The sequence below is a fragment of the Pedobacter sp. BS3 genome (assembly GCF_008274585.1).
GTDB lineage: Bacteria > Bacteroidota > Bacteroidia > Sphingobacteriales > Sphingobacteriaceae > Hufsiella_A.
Map to the genome: position 1 here is coordinate 327836 of NZ_VTRT01000005.1, position 20674 is coordinate 348509.

Genomic DNA, 20674 nt, shown 5'->3' on the forward strand with positions numbered 1-20674 from the left:
TATTGAGGTTAATTTATGGCGTAAATATATTAATTAAAATAAGTTCTTTAGGTTAAAGTTTAAATTAAAAATAGTAAGCGATAGGAGAGTGATATCGATTATTTGCATAAGATCAGTTTTCTCAATTCGGCAGAGATGTTGCCGGCAATGGCGATCAGTTCTTCGGCAGCATGCTGATTATTGGCAATGATCTGATGGCATGAGTTTTTGTAAGGCAGCAGGTATTGCTGGTAGGCGGGCACAACATGGTTATGCCATTTGTACATCACATCATCCTCAGAATAACCCCGTTCATCGTTATCGCGTTTTAAACGGCGCTTCAATGCCACATGCTCATCCGCATCAATAAATAATTTAAGGTTAATAACATCGGCTATAGCCTTAAAGTGCAGGATAAACAGGCCTTCAATAACCAGGATGGGGGCCGGTTTTATCTCCAGTATTTTAGGCCTGATGTTGGGATTGTTAAACGTGTATTCTTGTTTATAAACGGTTTGACCGGTTAATAGAGCATCAATGTGAGTGGTAAACAACTCATGATCTATGGTTGAGGGAACATCAAAGTTGTACAGCTTGTTTTCTTCGGGCGTTAAATCGCCTACCGGGATATAATAATCATCCTGCGATAATAATGAAACCTCATGCTGCTGGAAATGGTTCAGGAAGCTGTTCAGAAAAAAGGTTTTACCTGAACCGCTGCTTCCGGTTATGCCAACAACGTATGGCTTAGCATTCATGCAGACTTTAAAAGTTAATGTTTACCTGGAAACGTTTATCTAAAGCGCCCAGTACATCGGCTGTAGCTTTAGTAACCACAATAATAGCATCTTTTGTGGTTTCGTTTTCAGTAAATTTTCCAACAACCTTGGCAAAGGTACTTTTGCCGTTCATTGGATTGGTGATTTTTACTACCGTGCCAACGGGAGCGGTGCGGTGCAGGGCATACATTTTGGCTGCATCTAATCCGGGTTCATCAATCCATACGGCAACGCCGCGTTCGCTTTGCTCATGCAGGCCATACCGGTTAGCCGGTATCTCACGTAAATTGCTGTCTAAGCTGTTGGTATCTGCCGGGGGCTGTACAATTGCAGGCGAGGGCTTAATGGTTACATGGTTCGGTTCGGGCTGGGGATTTGCATTCTGGCGTACTTTAATTACCTGGCCTATGCGTAGCTCGTTAGATTTAAGATTGTTTAGCGCTTTAATGTCGTCTACCGTGGTGTTAAACCGCCGGGCAATAGAAAATAAGGTCTCTTTAGGCCCTACCTTATAATCCAGGATATCGCCGCCGGGCTGAGTATTGACCGGGCTTTCGGGCCGTGCAACAACCCTGGCTGGCTGACTGAAATCGTTGCTGGTAGGCACTTTGATGATCGTGCCGATCTGCAGGGGCTTATTATCATTAAATTCAATGATTGTTTTTGGCGGTACGTTGTATTTTCTGCCCAACGAATAATACGTTTCTTTGGGCTCTATTTTATGGATAATTACTTTTTTCCCGTTATTGTTTTCTACGCCGATAGAGTCGATATAGTTGGCGGCAAAGCTGTTAAATGAATAAAAAAGGCAGAAAACGGTTATCAGAGTTTTAATGTGCATGAATCAGAATTTCTGTTTACGGTTTGCAATTATACTAAATACGACACAATTTCATTTTTGTTGCGGATACAGAATAAATGATTTTTTTGTAAAAAGAACGCTTCCGGATTTGGTTTCTGTATATCAGAACCTAATTTATCATGAAGTAAAATTTTTCCATCGCCGTATATGATCAATTCCTGGCTTAAACGGCCGTTCTGCCGGGTATGATATGCCCAGATGCTTTTTTCATTATACATGGCAGTTAATACAGGCCCGCTGACCGTTCCCGGGATATAGCCGGGCAATTCGCCCTGATGAATTTGCGGAAATACCAGCCCTGTTGGTGTAGCGGCAGGTGCGGTATCCTGGTTCCGCTGACCCGCGTCGGCAGAAATGGTATAGAGCTTTCGGGGTTGTATCGCCGTATCATAAACTAACAGACCTTTATCGTAAACATCGTATAAAGCGATATTGAATTGCTGCCATTGTATCTGTCCCTGAGCGTTTAAACAGATAATACCCCTGTGCTGCGGACTATCCTGGCTGATATAGCCATGCAGGAAAACCAATCCGTGATGAGCTTTATCAAGCCCTAACCACCAGTTGTTTTCTAAAGCAAGGTCTTTAAACAATACCTTGCCCGTGCTGTAATTGAGCAATGAAAACTGTGCAGTATGTATTCCGGTATCGCGGGTTTCAATAGCGATATGCTGATGCTGCTCATCAATTTCCAGTTTCCAGATCAGGCTGCTGAAGGTTTGTTTTAGCGTTTGCTGTATAAGCGGCAACATGACCACAAACATACGGATTTTGAAGCGGTATCGGATAGCGGATATTGCGTAGTGCAATGGTGGGGATCGTTGAAATTGTTTAATTGCTGAATTGCTATATCGTTATCTGATGAACCATACAGGTATTGTCAACTGTCAATTATCAATTATCAACTGTCAATTATCAACTGTCAATTATCAAAGATTGCTTCCGGTCTTTTCTGACTTTACTAACTTCCCGACTATAAGCTATGAACTATGAACTATGAACTATAAGCCATAAGCCATAAGCACGTACAACTTATAACCTCTTCGCCTCATTCCAGAAAATATCCATTTCTGCCAGGGTCATGTCTTTGAGGTTTTTGCCGAGCTCAAGGGCTTTTTGTTCCAGGTATTGAAAACGCTTAATGAATTTACGGTTGGTTTTTTCCAGGGCGTCCTCGGGATTGATGTTAATGAAACGGGCGTAATTGATCAGCGAGAACAGCAGGTCGCCAAATTCATCTTCGGCTTTAGCGGTGTCAATTACGGTATTGTCGCTCACATTAAATTCCTGCTTAAACTCCCGCATTTCTTCCTCAACCTTTTCCCAAACCTGTCCTTTTTCTTCCCAATCGAAACCTACGCCGCGGGCTTTTTCCTGTATGCGTGACGCCTTAACCAGTGCCGGAAGCGAAGCCGGAACGCCGGCCAGCACCGAGCGGTTGCCCTCTTTTAACTTGATTTGCTCCCAGTTGCGTTTCACGTCTTGTTCGTCGGCAACTTCCGTATCGCCATAAATATGCGGATGCCGGTTTATCAGCTTGTCGCAAATGCCGTTGAGCACATCTGTAATGGTAAAGCTGCCGGTTTCTGAAGCAATGCGGGCATAAAACACCAGGTGAAGCATGATATCGCCCAGTTCTTTTTTTATTTCCTGGATGTCGCCATCCAAAATAGCGTCAGATAACTCGTAAGTTTCCTCAATGGTTAAATGGCGCAGGCTTTCCAGCGTTTGTTTTTTATCCCAGGGACATTGTTCACGCAGGGTATTCATAATGGTAAGCAGGCGCTCAAAAGCGGTGGCCGGAGTTGATGCTGTGATGGGAGGGGTATTAAAGGGCATTGTTTAAGTATAAAGTTAAAAGTCAAAAGTATAAAGTTGGAAGGCAAATACAGAAGAATTCTTCGTTTTTGTTTATCGGACGAGACCCGAAACCGCTTGCAAAGACTCGGATTTTTTGACCGTCAGCTTTCCCCTTTTGGTTTGACAATGATTATATTTAACTTTTAATTTTTCGCGTAAAGCCGCCTCATCGTATAATGATATTCTTTTTAAGATACATCCGGATAACTGTACTGATGCTATGTTTTATGATAGCTCCGGCAGCGCTTTATGCGCAGTTCTTAACGTTTTCGCATCTCAATGTAGAAAACGGACTGTCGCAAAGTACCGTGCTTGCCATTACGCAGGATAGCCGGGGCTTTATCTGGTTTGGCACCCGCGACGGCTTGAACCGGTATGATACCCGGGAGTTCAGGGTTTATCGCAATAAACCTGGCGATAAAGCTTCCATCAGCTCAAGCTATTACATTATTGCGTTGCTGGAAGATAGCCGCAAGCGTTTATGGATCGGTACCAATCACGGGTTGAACCGCTATATCCCCGAAAGCGATTCCTTTGAGCCTATCCTTAAAGATTCGGTGAATACGCACAACCCCAAGGATAAAATTACCTGTATCTATGAGGATAGCGATAAAAACATTTGGGTAGGTACGGGAAACGGTTTAAACCGTTTAACGGCAAACAATAAGCTGGAAGAATATTATCCGGCAGGAGGAGGCAAAATAGCCGCTCCCGAAAATTTTATTAATACCATATACCAGGATAAAAGCGGCGTTTTATGGATCGGTACATCCAAAGGATTAAAAATACTGGAAAGAACCCCGAAAGGTTATTCATTCCGGTCGTTTTTACATTCGGCTGCTGATCCGGGCAGCATAAGCGGTAACGAGATCACTACCATTGCCGAAGACCGGCAGGGAAACCTCTGGGTAGGGACTAAAAATGCCGGCCTGAACATTTTTGACCGTAAAACCGGCAATTTTCTTCATGTTAAGTATCAGCCCGGCAATACCAAAAGCCTTTCGAGCGATGTTATCCGGAAAATAGTGGTTGATAAAAATACCGGGCATCTGTGGGTTGCCACTATCAACGGCTTAAACTACCTCGATCCGGTGAATAAATCGGTGGTATGTTATAAAAACGATTCCGAAAATCCCAACAGCCTGAGCAATAATTCTATCCACGATATTTACCAGGATAAAAACGGGGTGCTTTGGATCGGAACCATGTATGCCGGCGTTGATATTGCTTACCCGGATGCTACGCCATTTGAGTACTTTCAGCACAGCACCTACAAGAATAGCATCAGTGGCAATGTCATTAGCTGTATCATAGAAGATGATCAGCATAATCTGTGGATAGGTACAGAGGGCGACGGCCTGAATTATTACAACATCAAAACCGGTAAGTTTACCCATTTCAGCTATAACCAGGATGCCCTGGGACTGGGCTCGGGTTTGGTAAAAACGGTGTATATGGACAGGAGGGGGGATGTCTGGGTAGGTTTGCACGAGGGCGGATTGTTTCGCTACAATAAACCAGCAAATGCGTTTAGCAGGGTCGTACTGTCATCGGCCGGCGCTGATAAGATCAGCCAGAATATTTATTGCATCCTGGAAGATCATCAGGGACAGCTTTGGATAGGAACAGGAACAGAAGGCTTATATCTTGTAGATCGTAACACCATGCAGGTTATCCGGCATTTTTCGGCTAATGCGCCTGAAAAAGCCGATCGCATCAGCGATGATTATACGCGGGTGATTTTTGAAGATTCAAAGCATAATATCTGGCTGGGAACCAGTTCAGGCCTGAACTTATTGCCCGCCGGTGCTAACGGGTTTGTGCAATATATGGCAGATGCAAAAGCAGCAACACAATTGTATGCCGATTATATTAATTGTATTACCGAAGACTCAAAAGGACGTATCTGGATTGGAACCTATCGCGGTGGATTGAGCCTGTATCATCCGCGGCAGCGTGATTTTACTACGTTTACACCTCAGAATGGATTACCGAGTGATAACATTCTCGGAATTGTTGAAGATGACGCCGGTTTGCTGTGGATAGGTACCGATAAAGGTTTATCGCGGTTTGATCCGGTAAAGAAAACGGTAAGAACCTATAACGTTCGCGACGGCCTGCCCGGTATGGAATTTCACTATAATGCGGCCCTGAAAACCAGTTCAGGCCGGTTATATCTGGGCAATTATAACGGGTTGGTGTCATTTATACCGGCTCAGATCAAAGAATATAACCTGTCGTCGCCATTGGTATTTACAGGGCTTAAGCTGTTTAACAGGCCGGTAACTATCGGCGATAACAGCAATTTGCTCAGGCAGGATATTTCATACACTCAAAAATTAACGTTTACGCATAACCAGAATGTATTTACCTTAAACTTTGCCACATTAAATTACATCCGGTCGGCCAAGAACCAGTACGCCTATAAGCTCGAAGGGTTTGATAAAGACTGGAATTATACCACCAATCCCGAGGTTACGTATACCAATTTACCTGCCGGCCGTTACCAGTTTAAAATAAAAAACAGCACCAACGGGCTTGATAATGGTCGGTACAACAGTATAGCCATAGAAGTATTGCCCGCTCCCTGGAAAACCTGGTGGGCGTATGTATTATATGCCATGACCATTGGAACAATTTTGTATTTCGTGATCCGCTTTTTGAGAGGGCAGGCCCGGCTTGAACGCGAATTGTATTATGAGCATTTGGAAAATGTGCGTCAGAAAGAAATGCACCAGATGAAGCTGGACTTTTTTACCAATATTTCGCATGAGATCAGAACGCCGCTTACGCTGATCTTAGGCCCGCTGGAAAAGCTGCTATCCGATACCGTAAATCATCTGAGCCTGTACACCCAGGTTAAGCTGGTTAAAAACAATGCCGACCGGCTGATGCGCCTGATCAACGAATTGCTGGATTTCAGAAAAGCAGATACCGGGAACCTTAAATTGAGCAAAAGTCCGACCAACCTGATCGCCTTTTCAAGGGATATTTTTGTTTCCTTCGAGCCTATGGCACAAAGCCGGAACATCCGGTATGAATTTGTATGCGATACCGATAGGATCGATGTTGCCATAGACAGGCTGCAAATGGAAAAGGTGGTATTTAACCTGTTGTCAAACGCCTTTAAATTTACGCCGGATAACGAGCATATCACCTGTTTGATACGGGTAAATAATAACCAGGTGGAGCTTAAAGTAAGCGATAATGGCCGGGGGATCCCTTATGCCGACCAGGATAAGATATTTACGAGCTATTACCAAGCCGGTAATCAGAATATGACTATCGGTACCGGTATCGGTTTGGCGCTAACCCGCACCATTGTGCAGCTGCATGAAGGTACTATCACCTTTGAAAGCATCCCAGCGCAGCCGCATTCGCCCGGTAGAACCTGTTTTACCGTTTGTTTACCTTTACAGGAAATAAATATCCGCGATGATTATTCTGATGATGGATTCCCGGTAACAAATACCGTCGATGAAGCGTATCCGGCAAGTCAGCAACTAACAGCAACAGACCCTGCTGTAGCAACGCATCATATTTTGCTGGTAGAGGATAACGAAGAAGTACGGCAATTTATTCGCGAATCTTTATCGGAGAACTATATTATTCACGAGTGTGTAAACGGGTTGCAAGGCTGGCAAACCGCTGTTGAGCTGATCCCGGATCTGATCATCAGCGATGTAATGATGCCCGAAATGGACGGTATTGCGTTATCATCTAAGCTGAAAACGGATGAGCGAACCAGTCATATCCCCATTATTCTGCTGACTGCGAAAGCCGCTCATACGCACCAGGTGAGCGGCCTGGAAACCGGTGCCGATGTGTACATCACCAAGCCGTTCAGCATTAAATTGCTGGAGCTGAATATCCGTAATCTTATTCGCTACCGTGAGATCATGCGGGATAAATTCAGCCAGCAGGTTACCTTGCAGCCTAAAAATATTGTGCTTGAATCGCCGGACGAGAAGTTCCTGGAGAAGCTGATGAATATCATCGAAACCCACATGGCCGATCCGGAATTTAATGTGGCGGCGCTGGTATCGAAGATAGGGATGAGCCAAACCGTATTGTATCGTAAAATTAAAGCGCTTACCGGCTTGCCAATTACCGATTTTATCAAATCGGTGCGGTTAAAGCAGGCGGCACAGTTATTATCACAGCATAAATTGAATATATCGGAAGTTGCCTATGCCGTTGGCTTTAATGACAGGAAGTATTTCAGTAAAGAGTTCCGGAAGCAATTTGGAAAGGCACCCTCAGAATTTAGTGTAGAACGCTTAGGTCAGGAGTAGCGGCAAAAAAAAGCCCCCATTTCGCTGCTCTGAACCTGATGGAGGGGCGAAAATGGGAGCTAAGCTTATTATACAAACTATAATTTTAGAAATTTGGCTTTCACCGCGTGCTCATCCTGTTGGTTTTGCACTTCTAACGTATAAATACCGCGGTTTAGATGGCTGATATCTACCTGCCGGTCTGTGCCGGAAGCAGTACCTGTTGATATGAGCTTACCCTGAATATTATAAATACGGAAAGCCAGTGGTTCGCTGCGACCGTAGCTGATATGAACAATATCATTAGCCGGATTAGGATAGACCGTAAGAGCCTCTGCAGCATTTTTCAGGCCTGCATTAATGCTGACAATACCACTCAACGTGTACCTTCCGTCGGTATCTACCTGTTTCAACCGGTAATAGTTAGTGCCTTGTAAAGGATATAGATCGGTGTAATTATAGCTGATCAGCTGATTCGAGTTGCCGGCTCCTTTAATGGTAGTCAATGGAATAAAGGTTTGCCCGTCCGGAGAACGTTCCACCTCGAAATGATCATTATTGATCTCGCTCAGCGTTTGCCAGCTCAGGTAATTGCCTGAAGTTGTTTTCCGACCGTTAAAGCTAACCAATTGAATGGGAAGCGATGTTGTACCAGGGCCATTATATGCCCCGATGTTAGGTCGATCTGTAGTCGATACGGGATTATTGTAGTAATCGCGTAAGCCGTTATTGCTGATTACTACACCGGCATTCAGGGCAGGGGAGCCGGGCTTCAGCTTATAGCCGTTCACGCCATTACCGGGCGAAAGGAATAAGGGATCAGCCTTGATCTTATTTGCATCAGCAGGTTCTGAGGTAGCCGTGCCGTAAAACAGGTTATTGTTGAATGAATAGCTTGATCCCGATACGAAATCATAGTTGTTACCGGTACCTTTCAGGTAAAAAATATTGTTCTTGAAATTGATGTTCTGAGGCTTAGCCGACCACTGCGCCAACCGTACAATAGAAACTGAATTATGTGTTTCATCAGCATACACTGTATTATTATACACTTCGGCGCTTTTCATAGCTCCCGAAAAGGCAATAGCCTGCTGGTCGTTATTTTCAATGAGATTATACCGGATAACAGTATTGATATTAAAGCGTTCGGGAATACTGCCACTTTCCTGGTTCCCGCCGGTTGCCACTACGCCTCCAAACCCGTTATCGTGCAGGTAATTGTATTGGATATACGTATTTTTTGTCCTGAAATCGCTGTCAATACCACGTGCATCCGTATCACCGGTATTGTAAACGGTATGCATGGCTTCGTTAAACTGGAAAACAGCGCCGTCGGTATTGAAATTAAAGGCCGCATTTCCCGAGATGGTAGTGCCGCAGTAATCAAACAGGTTACTTTCAATGAGTGGGTTAACCGCTACGCGAACGACCAGGCCATTTCCGGCAATGTTTTTAAACGTATTGTCGCGAATAATGATGTCAGTGCTGGGAATCCAGTTATCGGTACGACCATCGCCCAGGTTATTGCCAAAAATGGTGTTTGAGTTGCGCAGCTCCCAGTCAGATTCAAAGTTAACACCTGTACGGCTCAAGTCCTCAAAATTACAGTTTTGTATCAGCAGGTTGTTCCACTTACTTTGAACGGTGCTGCCCAAAACGGTAAAAAATACACCGCCGTGATTCTTTGTTCCGGCTGCATCTTCGTCATCCGAACTGTTTACATGGTATACTTTTAATCCATCCAGGTAAATATGATTCAATGTACCAGCGTCCTCATTAATAACTAACAGTGCATGAAACAGATCGGTAACAGTGATGGTTGAATTGCGATAGTTGGTTATAGCCAGATTTCGTAGTTCAAGATACGAACGGTTATAGGCGTAAACTGCTGTTTTTACGCCACCGCCATCGATAATAGCCTTTTCATCGCCGCCATAGGTATCATAAATTACGGGGTTGGCATCCGTTCCGCTGCCGGTAATGATCAGCGTTCCCGGAAATGTCTGTCCCGATTTAAAGCTGATGTGGCTGCCCGGCATAAAACGTTTGCTGCTGGGCGCATTCACTGTTTTCCAGGCTGTGGCAGGAGATGTGCCATCGTTGTTATCGTTACCGTTAGCAGCATCTATGTAAAAATTACCGCTTAGCGAATTGCTGTTTCCGGCTTCGGTAATAACCAGTTGAGGCTGGTTTGACAAGGCTTCTCTGGAACTGAATGTTAACAGTGCATCAGATTCGGCTGCATCTTTCAACGCTACGGAAAGTGTAACCGGGTTAGCCGGTGATGGATTTAATGAGCGGACATAATCAGTAACATCCCACTCGTAATAAGTGTTTTTTGCCGAGAGTATGGTAGTGGCCAGACTTGTAGCCAGTAATGCCGGTCTATTATTCCAGTTAAGGGTAGTTTCCTGCCAGGAGTTATCGGCAACGGCCAGTGCTTCGATGATAGAAGGAACGGCCATATTGTTATTATCTTGCAGGTAAATACGCAATACAGCTTTTCCCGCTTGTGCCAGGCTGAAAGCAGACAGATCAAATTTCAAATATGTAATACGGGTATTATTGCTGCCCGGCGTTTTTTTGATCTGTAATGTGCCGGTAGTGCCATAATTGTTACTACCGCCGCTGCCCTGATATACCTGGGCATCGGCAACAGGTACAAAAGTCTGGCTCTGCGCAAAAACCTGACCGCCCAACGCCAGGAAGGCCATTATAAAGGCAGTTCGTTTAATATATTGGCAGGCAACTGCCTGCACTGTTGCGGCCGGGAATGCCGGCCGCTTAATAAATAATTTCATATATAAGATGTACTGTTTAACTCTTTCTGTGAATCTAAAGTCCTTACTTGGTGAACTTCAGGCTTTGTACCTGCTTGCCAATAGCAACGCTGGCTACATAAATACCAGGCTGAATACCGCTTAAGCTGATGCTGGATTTCGTATAACCCTGTTCCAGGTTAAGCCGGGTATCGGCAAGCTTTCTGCCGGAAATATCCGATACGATAACATGAGCCAGTGTCTTGTTGGTAGCATATATTTGCAGATCCAGTTGATCATTATCAGTTAAGGAAGCGGTAAATACCGGCTGGTTTAAATCGGTTTTTACAGCAACAACCGGTGATTTTTCTGATCTGCCGTCAAAATCAACCTGGTTAAGCTGGTAATAGCTGGTTCCGGATAAAGGATGCTCATCAATAAAAGAATAATTTACCGGGCTGCTGGTTGTTCCGTGACCGGTAACCTGTCCGATTGATTTAAAATCTTCCCGGCTGGCCGAACGTAATACATCAAAGTGTGAGTTATTTTGCTCGGAAGCTGTAGCCCAGCTCAGTTTAACGGTTTTGTTTTGTTGTTTGCCGGTAAATGAGGTGAGTTTTACGGGCAACGATTCGTCTGTTGTTCCGGGAGTAAATGAAATATTCCTGAACATTTTAGTGCTCCCTGTTTGTTGAACCAATGGTGTAATAGTTGCATTTATAGTTTCGGTTGTACCTGCTTGGTCAACAAATTCTATGATGTTTGATGGACTTGTTGCATTGGAAGCTGAAGAGGTGGCATAAAGTGTAGGATGTCCTCCAATCATTGCGCCTGTTAAACCTTTCAAGCCATCAGTTACTCCGGTTTGCGAAGCAGACCCAGCTGCAGTCCATGTAGATCCATTAAAATAATATTTTACTAAGGAACCCACCGCATCATCTGCAAAATATAGTAAGTCCGGAATCTCGTCATTATTAGTATCGAACATAACAAAACCATTAGGAGTAATAGTGCTGGTAGGAATGCCTGGCAAATTAGTAATAGTTGCGGAACTGGTAGGAAGACCTGTACCGATTTGGCACATTCTGTAGCCTGAACTTGTGGTGGCAACATAAAGCTGGCCGTTAAAAACTGCCATATACCTGAAATTACCAGGAACAGATGAAATGTTTGAGTAAGTAGTATTTCCATTGGTTGTATAATATATACCGCCAGATCCTCCTCCAAACCATATATCGGTCCCATTATTAGTGGCGGCCCCTCTGGCATTGCCCGAACTTACCGTTACTGAAGTTGATGTATTAATATGAGGAAGTCCGGTTACTTCATCGTTGCTGATAATAGCTGTAACACGTGGATAAGGTCCTGGAGGGTTAGCTGTAGATAAGGAGCCGGTTCCTACTGCCACGTCATAACCGGCAATTACTAAATATTTTCTGTCTGGAGATAGTGATCCGAATCCTTCGGTTGAGCCTGTACCGCTAATAACAAAGCGAGCATTACTGCCGTCTGCAGTAGTAGGCATAGGTATAGATTGAATTAAAGTTCCATCCCTTTTATATTCATCAAGAAATACCGGACTGCCGGCTGCGGATAACGTACTTGTGCCATCACCCACACGAACAACTAATAAATTTCCCGGTGTAAATGCGCTTTGCGAAAACGCAAAATAGCTGCATGAAACAAAGCATGCAGAAAGTAGAAGTTTTTTCATGTTACATTATTTTTTAGGTTTATACTGTGTTTGCCCCGGATGTTTCCAATGCAAACGTTTGTTACATCTGACCGATCAGGATCTGCAACCGGAGGTGTTGTTTAACCGGCTGTAAATCAATAGCTAATATAGTGCTGTCAAAAAGGCGTGATACCAGACATTTGCTGCAATTATGCCTTTTAGATGCTTCACAGAGAAAATGGTACGAGCGGTAACTTTGAGTTGAAGGACATTCTTCAAAAAAATCCCGCATATCTGCTTTCAAATAGGTTTTGATATGAAAAAAGCGCCCTGAAATAGCAGAAACTAATGTTTTGCCTGTCGTTTATCGTAAGTCATGTACATCTGAACGATTTGACAGGTGCGCTTGCCTGGAGCTTTAACTAATATTGTCCATGTGATTTCGGAAAAACTAACAGTGTGAAATTTTTCCGGCTTACAGAACTAATCAACAGTAACCAAATTTTAGTCTATATCATGATGCTCACAAACCAGTTATCCGATTCATTGCGCTGCTATTGGTGTTATGGATAGTGAATTTCTTCCAGCAATATTATGTTTTGATAATAAAGCATAATAGGTAATGAATGAACCGTTAAACTATTTAAAATTTTATTATGCATAACTATTACCTGAAGGGAAAAATAGTACGATTGTTTTATATCTTCCTGTTCCTGTCGGCGTTTAGCGACATCGGTTTTGCACAAACTGCCATTACAGTAAAGGGCATCATTAAAGATGATTATGGCAACCCCTTGCCCGGGGTCAGTGTCAGGGTAAAAGGCAGTGCTGTAAACAGCCAGACAGATGATACAGGCACCTTCACCATACAGGCTTCAGCAAATGACAAACTGATCATTAGCCATGCCGGTTTCGGCATATCCGAGGTGCAGGTTCAGTCGGGCAAGAGCATAACTGTTCAGCTCACCCCGAACTATTTACAGCAGCCGGAAGTAATTACCTTATTGGATAAAAAGCAGCCCGCCTCAGAATTGCTGCAGGCCACAGCTACCGTTACCACGCCACAATTAACCACAACTCCGGCGCCCTCATTTTTACAGGCTCTGCCCGGAAGGTTATCCGGTTTGTATACCCGGCAGCGCAGTGGCGTACAGGATAGCGATGATCCGGTATCGGTAATGGATTTCAGGATCAGGGGACAAAACCCATTGATATTGGTTGATGGCGTTCCCCGCGATTTCTCATCCATAGAGCCCGAATCTATAGAATCTATAACCGTGCTGAAGGATGCGCTTTCTACCGTGATGTACGGGCAGCGTTCATCTGATAATATGATACTGGTAACCACCAGGCGTCCCGTTGTTAGTCCGTTTAAACTATCAGCCACGGTACAGCATGGCGTGCAGAGCATGTTAAACATGCCGAAACCTTTATCGGCGGCAGATTATGCCATATTATACAATGAAGCCCGCGAAAACGACGGTATGCCGGCCGCTTATACGGCAGCGGATATTGCGGCATACCGCGATGGTTCTGACCCTTACGGACATCCTAATAACAACTGGCAGAAAGAGTTTCTGAATAAAACTACCAATCTTGACCGCTACAACCTGAACATCCAAAGCGGTAACCAAATGGCCCGTTTCTATGTAGCGCTGGATTATGAAAATGAAGGCGGTTTCTTTAAAACGGCAGGTATCAATACCTATAACACCAACAGCAGCGTAGACCGTTACATTGTGCGCTCTAACGTAAGCGTGGATATCAATAAGAGCCTGAATGTGGGATTAAATATTTTCGGACGCATTCAGAATACCAATCAGCCGGGTGGAGGAGCTTCCGGCATATATACCGCTATAGCAACAACGCCGGCTAATGCATATCCCATCTTTAACCCCGATGGCTCGTTAGGCGGTAATCCAACTTATAGTAAAAATATATACGGCTTGGTAAATAGCAGCGGTTATACATTAGGAACAACAAGAGATCTTGCTACCGATATGGAGATCACTCAAAAGCTTAATTTCCTGCCGGGCTTATATATTAAAGGTAATATCTCATACAACAATACGGTAGACCAGACGGTTAATCGTTCAAAATCGACCGCGGTATTCTATAATAATCCGGCCGGTTCGGCAAATTACCAGATAATAGGTTCTAATTCAACGCAAGGCACCTCGTTTGCCTTAAATACCCGCAGAACCTATACTTACGGTAAATTATCTCTGGGATATAATAAACATTTTGGTGATAATAACCTGAACGCGGTAGTACTGGCCGACAGGCAGTCTACTACAATAGATATTGCGCTACCGGCTATCTATACCAATTATGCCGCCAACGTAACGTACAATTACAAAGAAAAATATTTTGCCGAAGGCGCTGCCAGCTATGGTGGCTTTAACCGTTACCGGCCGGGCCATCGTTTCGGGATGTTTTATGCCGGAGGTTTGGGGTGGAACCTGGCTAAGGAGGATTTCCTGGCGCAAGCTAAATGGCTGAATACATTAAAGCCCCGTATAACGTATGGCCGTACCGGGAATGCCAATGTAGGTTATTACATCTATGATCAGTATTACGATGCTACCGGTACAGTTTATTATTTCGGTAGCAATGGTTCCGGAACTGCTGCAAAAGGTTACGAGGAGCTGGCTTTGGCTAACCCAAATGCAACCTGGGAAAAAGCCGATAAGCTGAACATTGGGCTGGATCTGGCCATATTAAACAACCGGCTGAAAGTAACCTCTGAATACTTTAACGATACCTATTTTGACCTGATGCAAACCCGGGGAACTTCCTCATCCCTTATCGGGCAGGCGTATCCGACAGAAAATATCGGCAAAAACCGTTATTCGGGTGTTGAAAACAGTATCACCTGGAACAGTTACGCAGGTAACTTCAATTATTTTGTTTCCGGTAATGCTTCTGTGCTGAAAACAAAAGTGTTGTACCAGGATGAGGTGTACCGGCAATATGCTTATCAGCGTCATACCGGACTGCCGGTAGGACAGGCCTTTGGCTATATCGCCGACGGTTTTTTCCAGTCGCAGCAGGAAATAAACAACAGCCCTGTAATTGAAGGTAAGGCTTCCCGCCCCGGCGATCTGAAATACCGCGATCTGAACGATGACGGCGTGATCAACCAGTTTGACGAAACGGCCATAGGAACACAAAAACCTATGATCTACTACGGCCTTACCGCAGGCTTTACGGTGAAAGGTTTTGATCTGAGCATTTCTTTGCAGGGAGTAGCTAATTACGATGTGCTGATGTCGGCACAATCCATAGCGGCCAGCCAGGAATATGAATTCCAGGATAATACCGGAAACGTATTCCGGCAGCATCTGTACCGCTGGACACCAACCAATACAGAAAATGCCTTATATCCGCGGCTCAGTATAGGTGGTAATCCAAACAACCAGCACAATTCAACTTTCTGGATACGTCACAGCGATTATCTGCGGCTGCAAAATGTAGATATCGGGTATACACTGCCACTATCGGTTACCCGCAGGCTTAAGCTGAATGGTATCCGTGTATTTGTTAACGGATTTAACCTGTATTCTTTTGATTCACTGGATGATGATAAAGACCCTGAAAATTATAATTCAGTGTATCCCCTCCGGCGAACCTTTAACGCAGGTATCAATATCAAACTATAGTTTAACTATAAAATCCTAACATGATGAATTATCGTTATTCAATTTTATATGGCCTCTTCGGTGCGCTTTTACTGGCAAGCTGTGTTAAAAGCCTGGAAGACAGGCCGCTGGAGCTTATTACAGAAGATTATTTGTGGGATTCAAAAGACTCGGCCGGTACCAATGCCAGCTATTTCCTGAATAATATTTATTCTAACCTGCCCACCGGCTTTAACCGTATTGGCGGCAATGTGCTGGATGCCGCTACCGATGATGCCGTGGCCAGCGAAGACGGATCAACCATATCCACTTTTACCAACGGCGGGTATAACGCATTAACCGGCGCTGATAACGTATGGAGCAAAAACTACGCTGCCATCCGGATGTCGAATATGTTTTTGCAAAACTTCTATAAAGTACATCTCAAACAATCATTACGCCTGGAAGGGCAGTACTGGAAAGCCGAAGCCCGTGCCTTGCGTGCTATATTTTATTATGAGCTGGTAAAGCGTTACGGTGGTGTGCCTATTATAGGCGATAAGGTGCTGACATTAGATGATGACCTGAAGCTGCCGCGAAATACATTCGACGAGTGTGTGAGCTATATCGCTTCTGAATGCGATGCTGTTAAAGACAGCTTACGGCCCGACCCGGCAACAGTAGGCGATTATGGCAGAATTACACAAGCCGTAGCTCTGACCTTAAAAGCTAAGGTATTGTTACTTGCCGCCAGTCCGTTAAACAATCCCTCAAATGATATAAACCGTTGGATCCGGGCTAAAAATGCTGCCGCGGATGTGATCAGGCTTAATGTGTTCTCTTTAGAGCCGTCATTTGCCAATGTATTCACCTCCCGTTCAAACAGCGAGGTTATCCTGGCTTACCAGCGCTCAACCTCAACAGACCTGGAAAACAACAATGCACCCGTAGGTTATATTAGTGGTAGCACCACCAGCCAGGGGCGTACCAGCCCTACGCAGGAACTGGTAGACGCTTTCCCTACCATTAAAGGGCTTCCCATTACAACCGACATTAAATCGCCGGTAAATCCAACCGGTTACGATGCCTCAAACCCTTACGCAAACCGCGATCCGCGTTTATCGCTGACCGTATTCTATAACGGGATGAACTGGTTAAGCCGTCCCGTAGAAACGTTTGACGGAGGACGTGACCGTCCGGGCGGTTCGGCAATACAAACCAAAACCGGGTATTATATGCGTAAGTTTTTGGGCGATTTTGCTAACAACACAGCTTATTCGGCCCAGAATCACAATTTCATCATCTTCAGGTATGCAGATGTGCTGTTAAGCTTTGCCGAAGCTAAAAATGAGGTCGATGGCCCGGTATCGGTAAGCGATTCTATTTATACGTATCTCAAAGCCATTCGTAAACGTGCCGGTATCAATGCCGGTGACGATGAAATGTACGGCCTGGGCAGCACGCTGCTGTCTAAAGCCGATATGCGCAACCTGATACGCAATGAGCGGCGCATTGAGATGGCTTTTGAAGAGCAACGCTTCTGGGATCTGCGGCGCTGGAAGATCGCTGAAAACGTATACAACAAACCCTTGCATGGTATACGCATCACTAAAACAGGCCCTCTTCTGGATTATCGTGTAGAAACCCTGAATATCCCGTTTCAGTTTATTGCCCCGCGTATGTACCGGTATGCTATACCATACAGTGAGATCATCAAGAATCCTAACCTGACACAAAATCCCGGATATGAATAATGATTGGCAGAAACAGTTAACCATTAAATCACAGATGTTATGAAGAAAATAATACAGTTTATCCTGATATATAGTATGCTGCCGTATGTTATATATGCGCAGAACAGCATTCGTGGTACCGTTAAAGATGAGCAGGGCGCTCTGCCGGGAGTCAGCATCATAGAGAAAGGAATGAAAGGGAACGGCACCGTGACCAACGAGCGTGGCGAATTTCAGCTGCAGTTGAAAGGAAGCTCGCACACGCTGGTGATATCCAGCATTGGTTATATTACCCAGGAGGTTAACGTAACCGGGAAAACCGTTATTACCGTAAACCTGAAAACCGATGCCAAAGGGTTGGATGAGGTAGTGGTAGTAGGCTATGGAACGACCAAAAAAATTACCAATACCGGGGCTACAAGCTCTATCTCTGCAGCAGAGATCCGCACTACACCAACGCCTAACGTTCAGAATACACTGGCCGGCCGTGTACCCGGGTTTATTTCACAGCAGCGCTCCGGCCAACCCGGCCAGTCAGGCGCCGATTTTTATATCCGCGGTGTTAATAGCCTGAACAGTGCCGCCCAAAAGCCATTGATCATTGTAGATGATGTGGAATACACGTATGATCAGGTTGCCCAGTTAGATGTAAATGAGATAGAGACCTTTACCGTATTAAAAGACGCCTCATCTACAGCGGTTTATGGGGTAAAAGGCGCAAATGGCGTACTCATCATTACTACCCGGCGGGGTAAGCTGGGTAAGCCCAAGATCAATTTTGTTACCGAATCCGGTTTACAGGAGCCGTTCAAGAAATACCATTATCTGAACGCCTTCCAGGTAGCTTCTCTGTACAATGAAGCCAACTATAATGATAATCCGGATGCGGCCCTACCTTTTACATACGAAGATCTGGAACACTGGCGCAAAGGCGACGACCCGTATGGGCACCCGGATGTAGACTGGTACAACGTGATCTTTAAAAACCGGGCCTACCAAACCCGCAATAACATTGACCTTTCCGGCGGAAGCGAGCGGGTAAAATATTTTGTATCGGCAGGTTATGTGTTCCAGAACGGTATGCTGCATAACTTTAGCAAAGGTACCGGTCAGCCCGATAATAACTATGCCTACCAGCGTTACAACTTCCGCTCAAATCTGGATATGCAGGCTACCAAAGATCTGAGCCTGCGCCTGGATGTAACCGGAAGGCTGGGAACAACTACAGAACCCCATATTACCACTGCGCCGTTAAGTACGGTGAACAGTTATCAACGTTTACCGCCGTACGCCATGCCCTTAATAAATCCCGACGGCAGCTATCCGTATGCGTTCCGTTCACGCTACCTGGAGCCCAGCCTGGTTGGCCGTCTGGCCCTGCAGGGATATGACCGTACCTATCGCAATGAATTTAATATCCTGTTAGGTGGTACGCACAAGCTTGATTTTATCACCAAAGGTCTGTCAATAAAAGGACGGGTAGCTTTTGCCAGCGATGTACGTTATGTTCGCAGCTTATCGCGGGCAGAAGGGCATATACCGGCCTTTTATTATGACCCGGTAAATAATACTTACACACAACACTCTAACCAGCTGTATACGCTGGAGCCCCTTACTTTATCAGGAGGAGCAGCAGACAACGTTTCTCTTAAAACGATAAATACCCAGGCTATTCTGGATTATGACCGTACGTTTGATAATACGCATCATGTATACGGCTTGGTTTTGTATAACAGGAACCAGTACACCACCGGGCAAAAATCATTAGAAGTTGCTCCTAATAGTTTTCGGGGATACTCCTTCCGCTTTGGATATGATTATAAACGACGCTATTTAATAGAGTTTGACGGAGCCTATAACGGCTCAGACCGTTTTGTTTCCAAGAACCGCTACGGTTGGTTCCCGGCCGTATCTGCAGGCTGGAACATTTCCGAAGAGCCCTTCTTTAAAAAGGCAGTTAAATTTGTTGATCTGCTGAAGCTAAGAGGCTCATTTGGCCTGGTTGGTTCAGACGTGGTTGCAAACGATACCTATAAGTATGAGCAGGTTTACGAAACAGGCTCATCAACAACTGACTATTCATTTGGCGAAAGTCATAATAACGCCCCGACCATACAGGAAGGCGATTTAGGAAACTTAGATATTACCTGGGAAAAATCACGTAAAACAGACATCGGACTGGATGCCCAGTTATTTAACGGGCAGCTATCATTTGGCATTGATTATTTCTACGACCTGCGCTATGACCAGTTAATTTCCCGCAGGTCTGTTTTAGACATTATCGGTATCGGCTTACCATTGGTTAACCTGGGCCGTACAGAAAATAAAGGCTGGGACGGACAGATAGCCTATAATAAAAACAAAGGCGATTTTACATATTCCGCGGCCTTTACATTCTCGTTCGCGAAGAATAAGATCCTGTATATTGATGAGGCCGCTGCCCGTTATCCCTGGTTAGCTGAAACAGGACGCCCCATCGGGCAGGCAACGGGCTACAATGTGCTGGGCTTTTTCCAGAGCCAGGATGAAGTTGACAATTATGCCCATGTGGCTAATGCCAAACCCGGCGATTTGAAATACGAAGACAAAAATGGCGATGGGGTGATAGACCAGTTAGACCAGGTTCCTATCGGTAAACCCAACCTGCCCCAAACGGTATTGGGTACTTCGCTGGGTGCAGGTTATAAAGGATTCAGCATTAATGTGCTGTTGCAGGGCAGCTTTAACTACAGTTTCCGTATTGCGTCGGCTGGTATCATACCGTTTCAGGGTAACCTGCAGCCGGTACATTTAGGCCGCTGGACGCCCGAAACAGCAGCAACAGCCACTTATCCGCGGTTAAGCGCTGTACTTTCAGGCCCAAGCAGCCCGAATACCTCGTCAAATTTCTGGCTGATCGATGCAAAATACCTGCGGCTCAAATCGGTAGATATCGGTTATATGCTGCCTAAAAAATGGGTTAACCATTTAGGTATCAGCAGCGCCCGCTTATATCTCAGCGGTTATGACCTGGCAACCTGGTCAAACTTTAGCCTGTACCAGCAGGATCCTGAAATAACATCGAGCGGTAGCGCCGGAACTTACCCGGTGCAAAAGGTATATAACCTGGGCTTACAGGTTGGCTTTTAATCAT

10 protein-coding genes are annotated in these 20674 nt (G+C 44.9%); 4 read left to right on the forward strand and 6 right to left on the reverse strand.

Going from position 1 to position 20674, the window contains the following annotated elements; genetic code table 11:
* Positions 1-98 precede the first annotated feature (98 nt).
* From FW774_RS14930 to mazG, 4 genes are all read right to left on the reverse strand, one after another.
* Entirely contained in the window at positions 99-737 is a 639-nt protein-coding gene (locus FW774_RS14930; RefSeq protein WP_149349000.1) for a uridine kinase, read from the reverse strand.
* 7 nt (positions 738-744) lie between these two features.
* Positions 745-1599, reverse strand: coding sequence for a LysM peptidoglycan-binding domain-containing protein (locus FW774_RS14935; RefSeq protein ID WP_149349001.1), 855 nt, complete (start codon positions 1597-1599; stop codon positions 745-747).
* Between the two features lie 29 nt (positions 1600-1628).
* Positions 1629-2384 carry a DUF4905 domain-containing protein gene (locus FW774_RS14940; RefSeq protein ID WP_149349002.1) on the reverse strand — a complete coding sequence of 252 codons (756 nt, stop codon included), beginning with the start codon at positions 2382-2384 and terminating at the stop codon, positions 1629-1631.
* A gap of 268 nt (positions 2385-2652) precedes the next feature.
* A complete protein-coding gene (mazG, locus tag FW774_RS14945) occupies positions 2653-3459 on the reverse strand; it encodes a nucleoside triphosphate pyrophosphohydrolase (RefSeq protein ID WP_149349003.1) in 807 nt (268 codons plus the stop codon).
* Positions 3460-3656: 197 nt separating this feature from the next.
* Here mazG and FW774_RS14950 point away from each other — a divergent pair, with 197 nt between their 5' ends.
* Positions 3657-7775 (forward strand): hybrid sensor histidine kinase/response regulator transcription factor, encoded by a 4119-nt coding sequence (locus tag FW774_RS14950; protein ID WP_149349004.1) that lies wholly within the window; start codon positions 3657-3659, stop codon positions 7773-7775.
* Between the two features lie 77 nt (positions 7776-7852).
* On the opposite strand, the gene FW774_RS14955 is transcribed toward FW774_RS14950, so the two are convergent.
* Positions 7853-10555, reverse strand: coding sequence for a DNRLRE domain-containing protein (locus FW774_RS14955; RefSeq protein WP_149349005.1), 2703 nt, complete (start codon positions 10553-10555; stop codon positions 7853-7855).
* Between the two features lie 43 nt (positions 10556-10598).
* Positions 10599-12227: a T9SS type A sorting domain-containing protein gene (locus FW774_RS14960; protein WP_149349006.1), complete on the reverse strand. Its 1629-nt coding sequence runs from the start codon at positions 12225-12227 to the stop codon at positions 10599-10601.
* A gap of 617 nt (positions 12228-12844) precedes the next feature.
* Between FW774_RS14960 and FW774_RS14965 the strand changes: the two genes are divergently transcribed.
* The 3 genes from FW774_RS14965 to FW774_RS14975 are packed head-to-tail and all read left to right on the forward strand — an operon-like array spanning position 12845 to position 20670.
* A complete protein-coding gene (locus FW774_RS14965; protein ID WP_149349007.1) occupies positions 12845-15850 on the forward strand; it encodes a SusC/RagA family TonB-linked outer membrane protein in 3006 nt (1001 codons plus the stop codon).
* 20 nt (positions 15851-15870) lie between these two features.
* A complete protein-coding gene (locus tag FW774_RS14970) occupies positions 15871-17562 on the forward strand; it encodes a RagB/SusD family nutrient uptake outer membrane protein (RefSeq protein ID WP_149349008.1) in 1692 nt (563 codons plus the stop codon).
* Between the two features lie 39 nt (positions 17563-17601).
* On the forward strand, positions 17602-20670 hold the full coding sequence (locus FW774_RS14975; RefSeq protein WP_149349009.1) for a SusC/RagA family TonB-linked outer membrane protein: 3069 nt from the start codon (positions 17602-17604) through the stop codon (positions 20668-20670).
* Positions 20671-20674 lie beyond the last annotated feature (4 nt).

What these genes read in the sequence shown, in the direction of transcription:
- mazG (WP_149349003.1), bottom strand. Translation starts at nt 3,459, where the DNA reads ATGCCCTTTAATACCCCTCCCATCACAGCATCAACTCCGGCCACCGCT.
- FW774_RS14940 (WP_149349002.1), bottom strand. Translation starts at nt 2,384, where the DNA reads ATGTTTGTGGTCATGTTGCCGCTTATACAGCAAACGCTAAAACAAACC.
- FW774_RS14960 (WP_149349006.1), bottom strand. Translation starts at nt 12,227, where the DNA reads ATGAAAAAACTTCTACTTTCTGCATGCTTTGTTTCATGCAGCTATTTT.
- FW774_RS14975 (WP_149349009.1), top strand. Translation starts at nt 17,602, where the DNA reads ATGAAGAAAATAATACAGTTTATCCTGATATATAGTATGCTGCCGTAT.
- FW774_RS14950 (WP_149349004.1), top strand. Translation starts at nt 3,657, where the DNA reads ATGATATTCTTTTTAAGATACATCCGGATAACTGTACTGATGCTATGT.
- FW774_RS14930 (WP_149349000.1), bottom strand. Translation starts at nt 737, where the DNA reads ATGAATGCTAAGCCATACGTTGTTGGCATAACCGGAAGCAGCGGTTCA.
- FW774_RS14955 (WP_149349005.1), bottom strand. Translation starts at nt 10,555, where the DNA reads ATGAAATTATTTATTAAGCGGCCGGCATTCCCGGCCGCAACAGTGCAG.
- FW774_RS14935 (WP_149349001.1), bottom strand. Translation starts at nt 1,599, where the DNA reads ATGCACATTAAAACTCTGATAACCGTTTTCTGCCTTTTTTATTCATTT.
- FW774_RS14970 (WP_149349008.1), top strand. Translation starts at nt 15,871, where the DNA reads ATGATGAATTATCGTTATTCAATTTTATATGGCCTCTTCGGTGCGCTT.
- FW774_RS14965 (WP_149349007.1), top strand. Translation starts at nt 12,845, where the DNA reads ATGCATAACTATTACCTGAAGGGAAAAATAGTACGATTGTTTTATATC.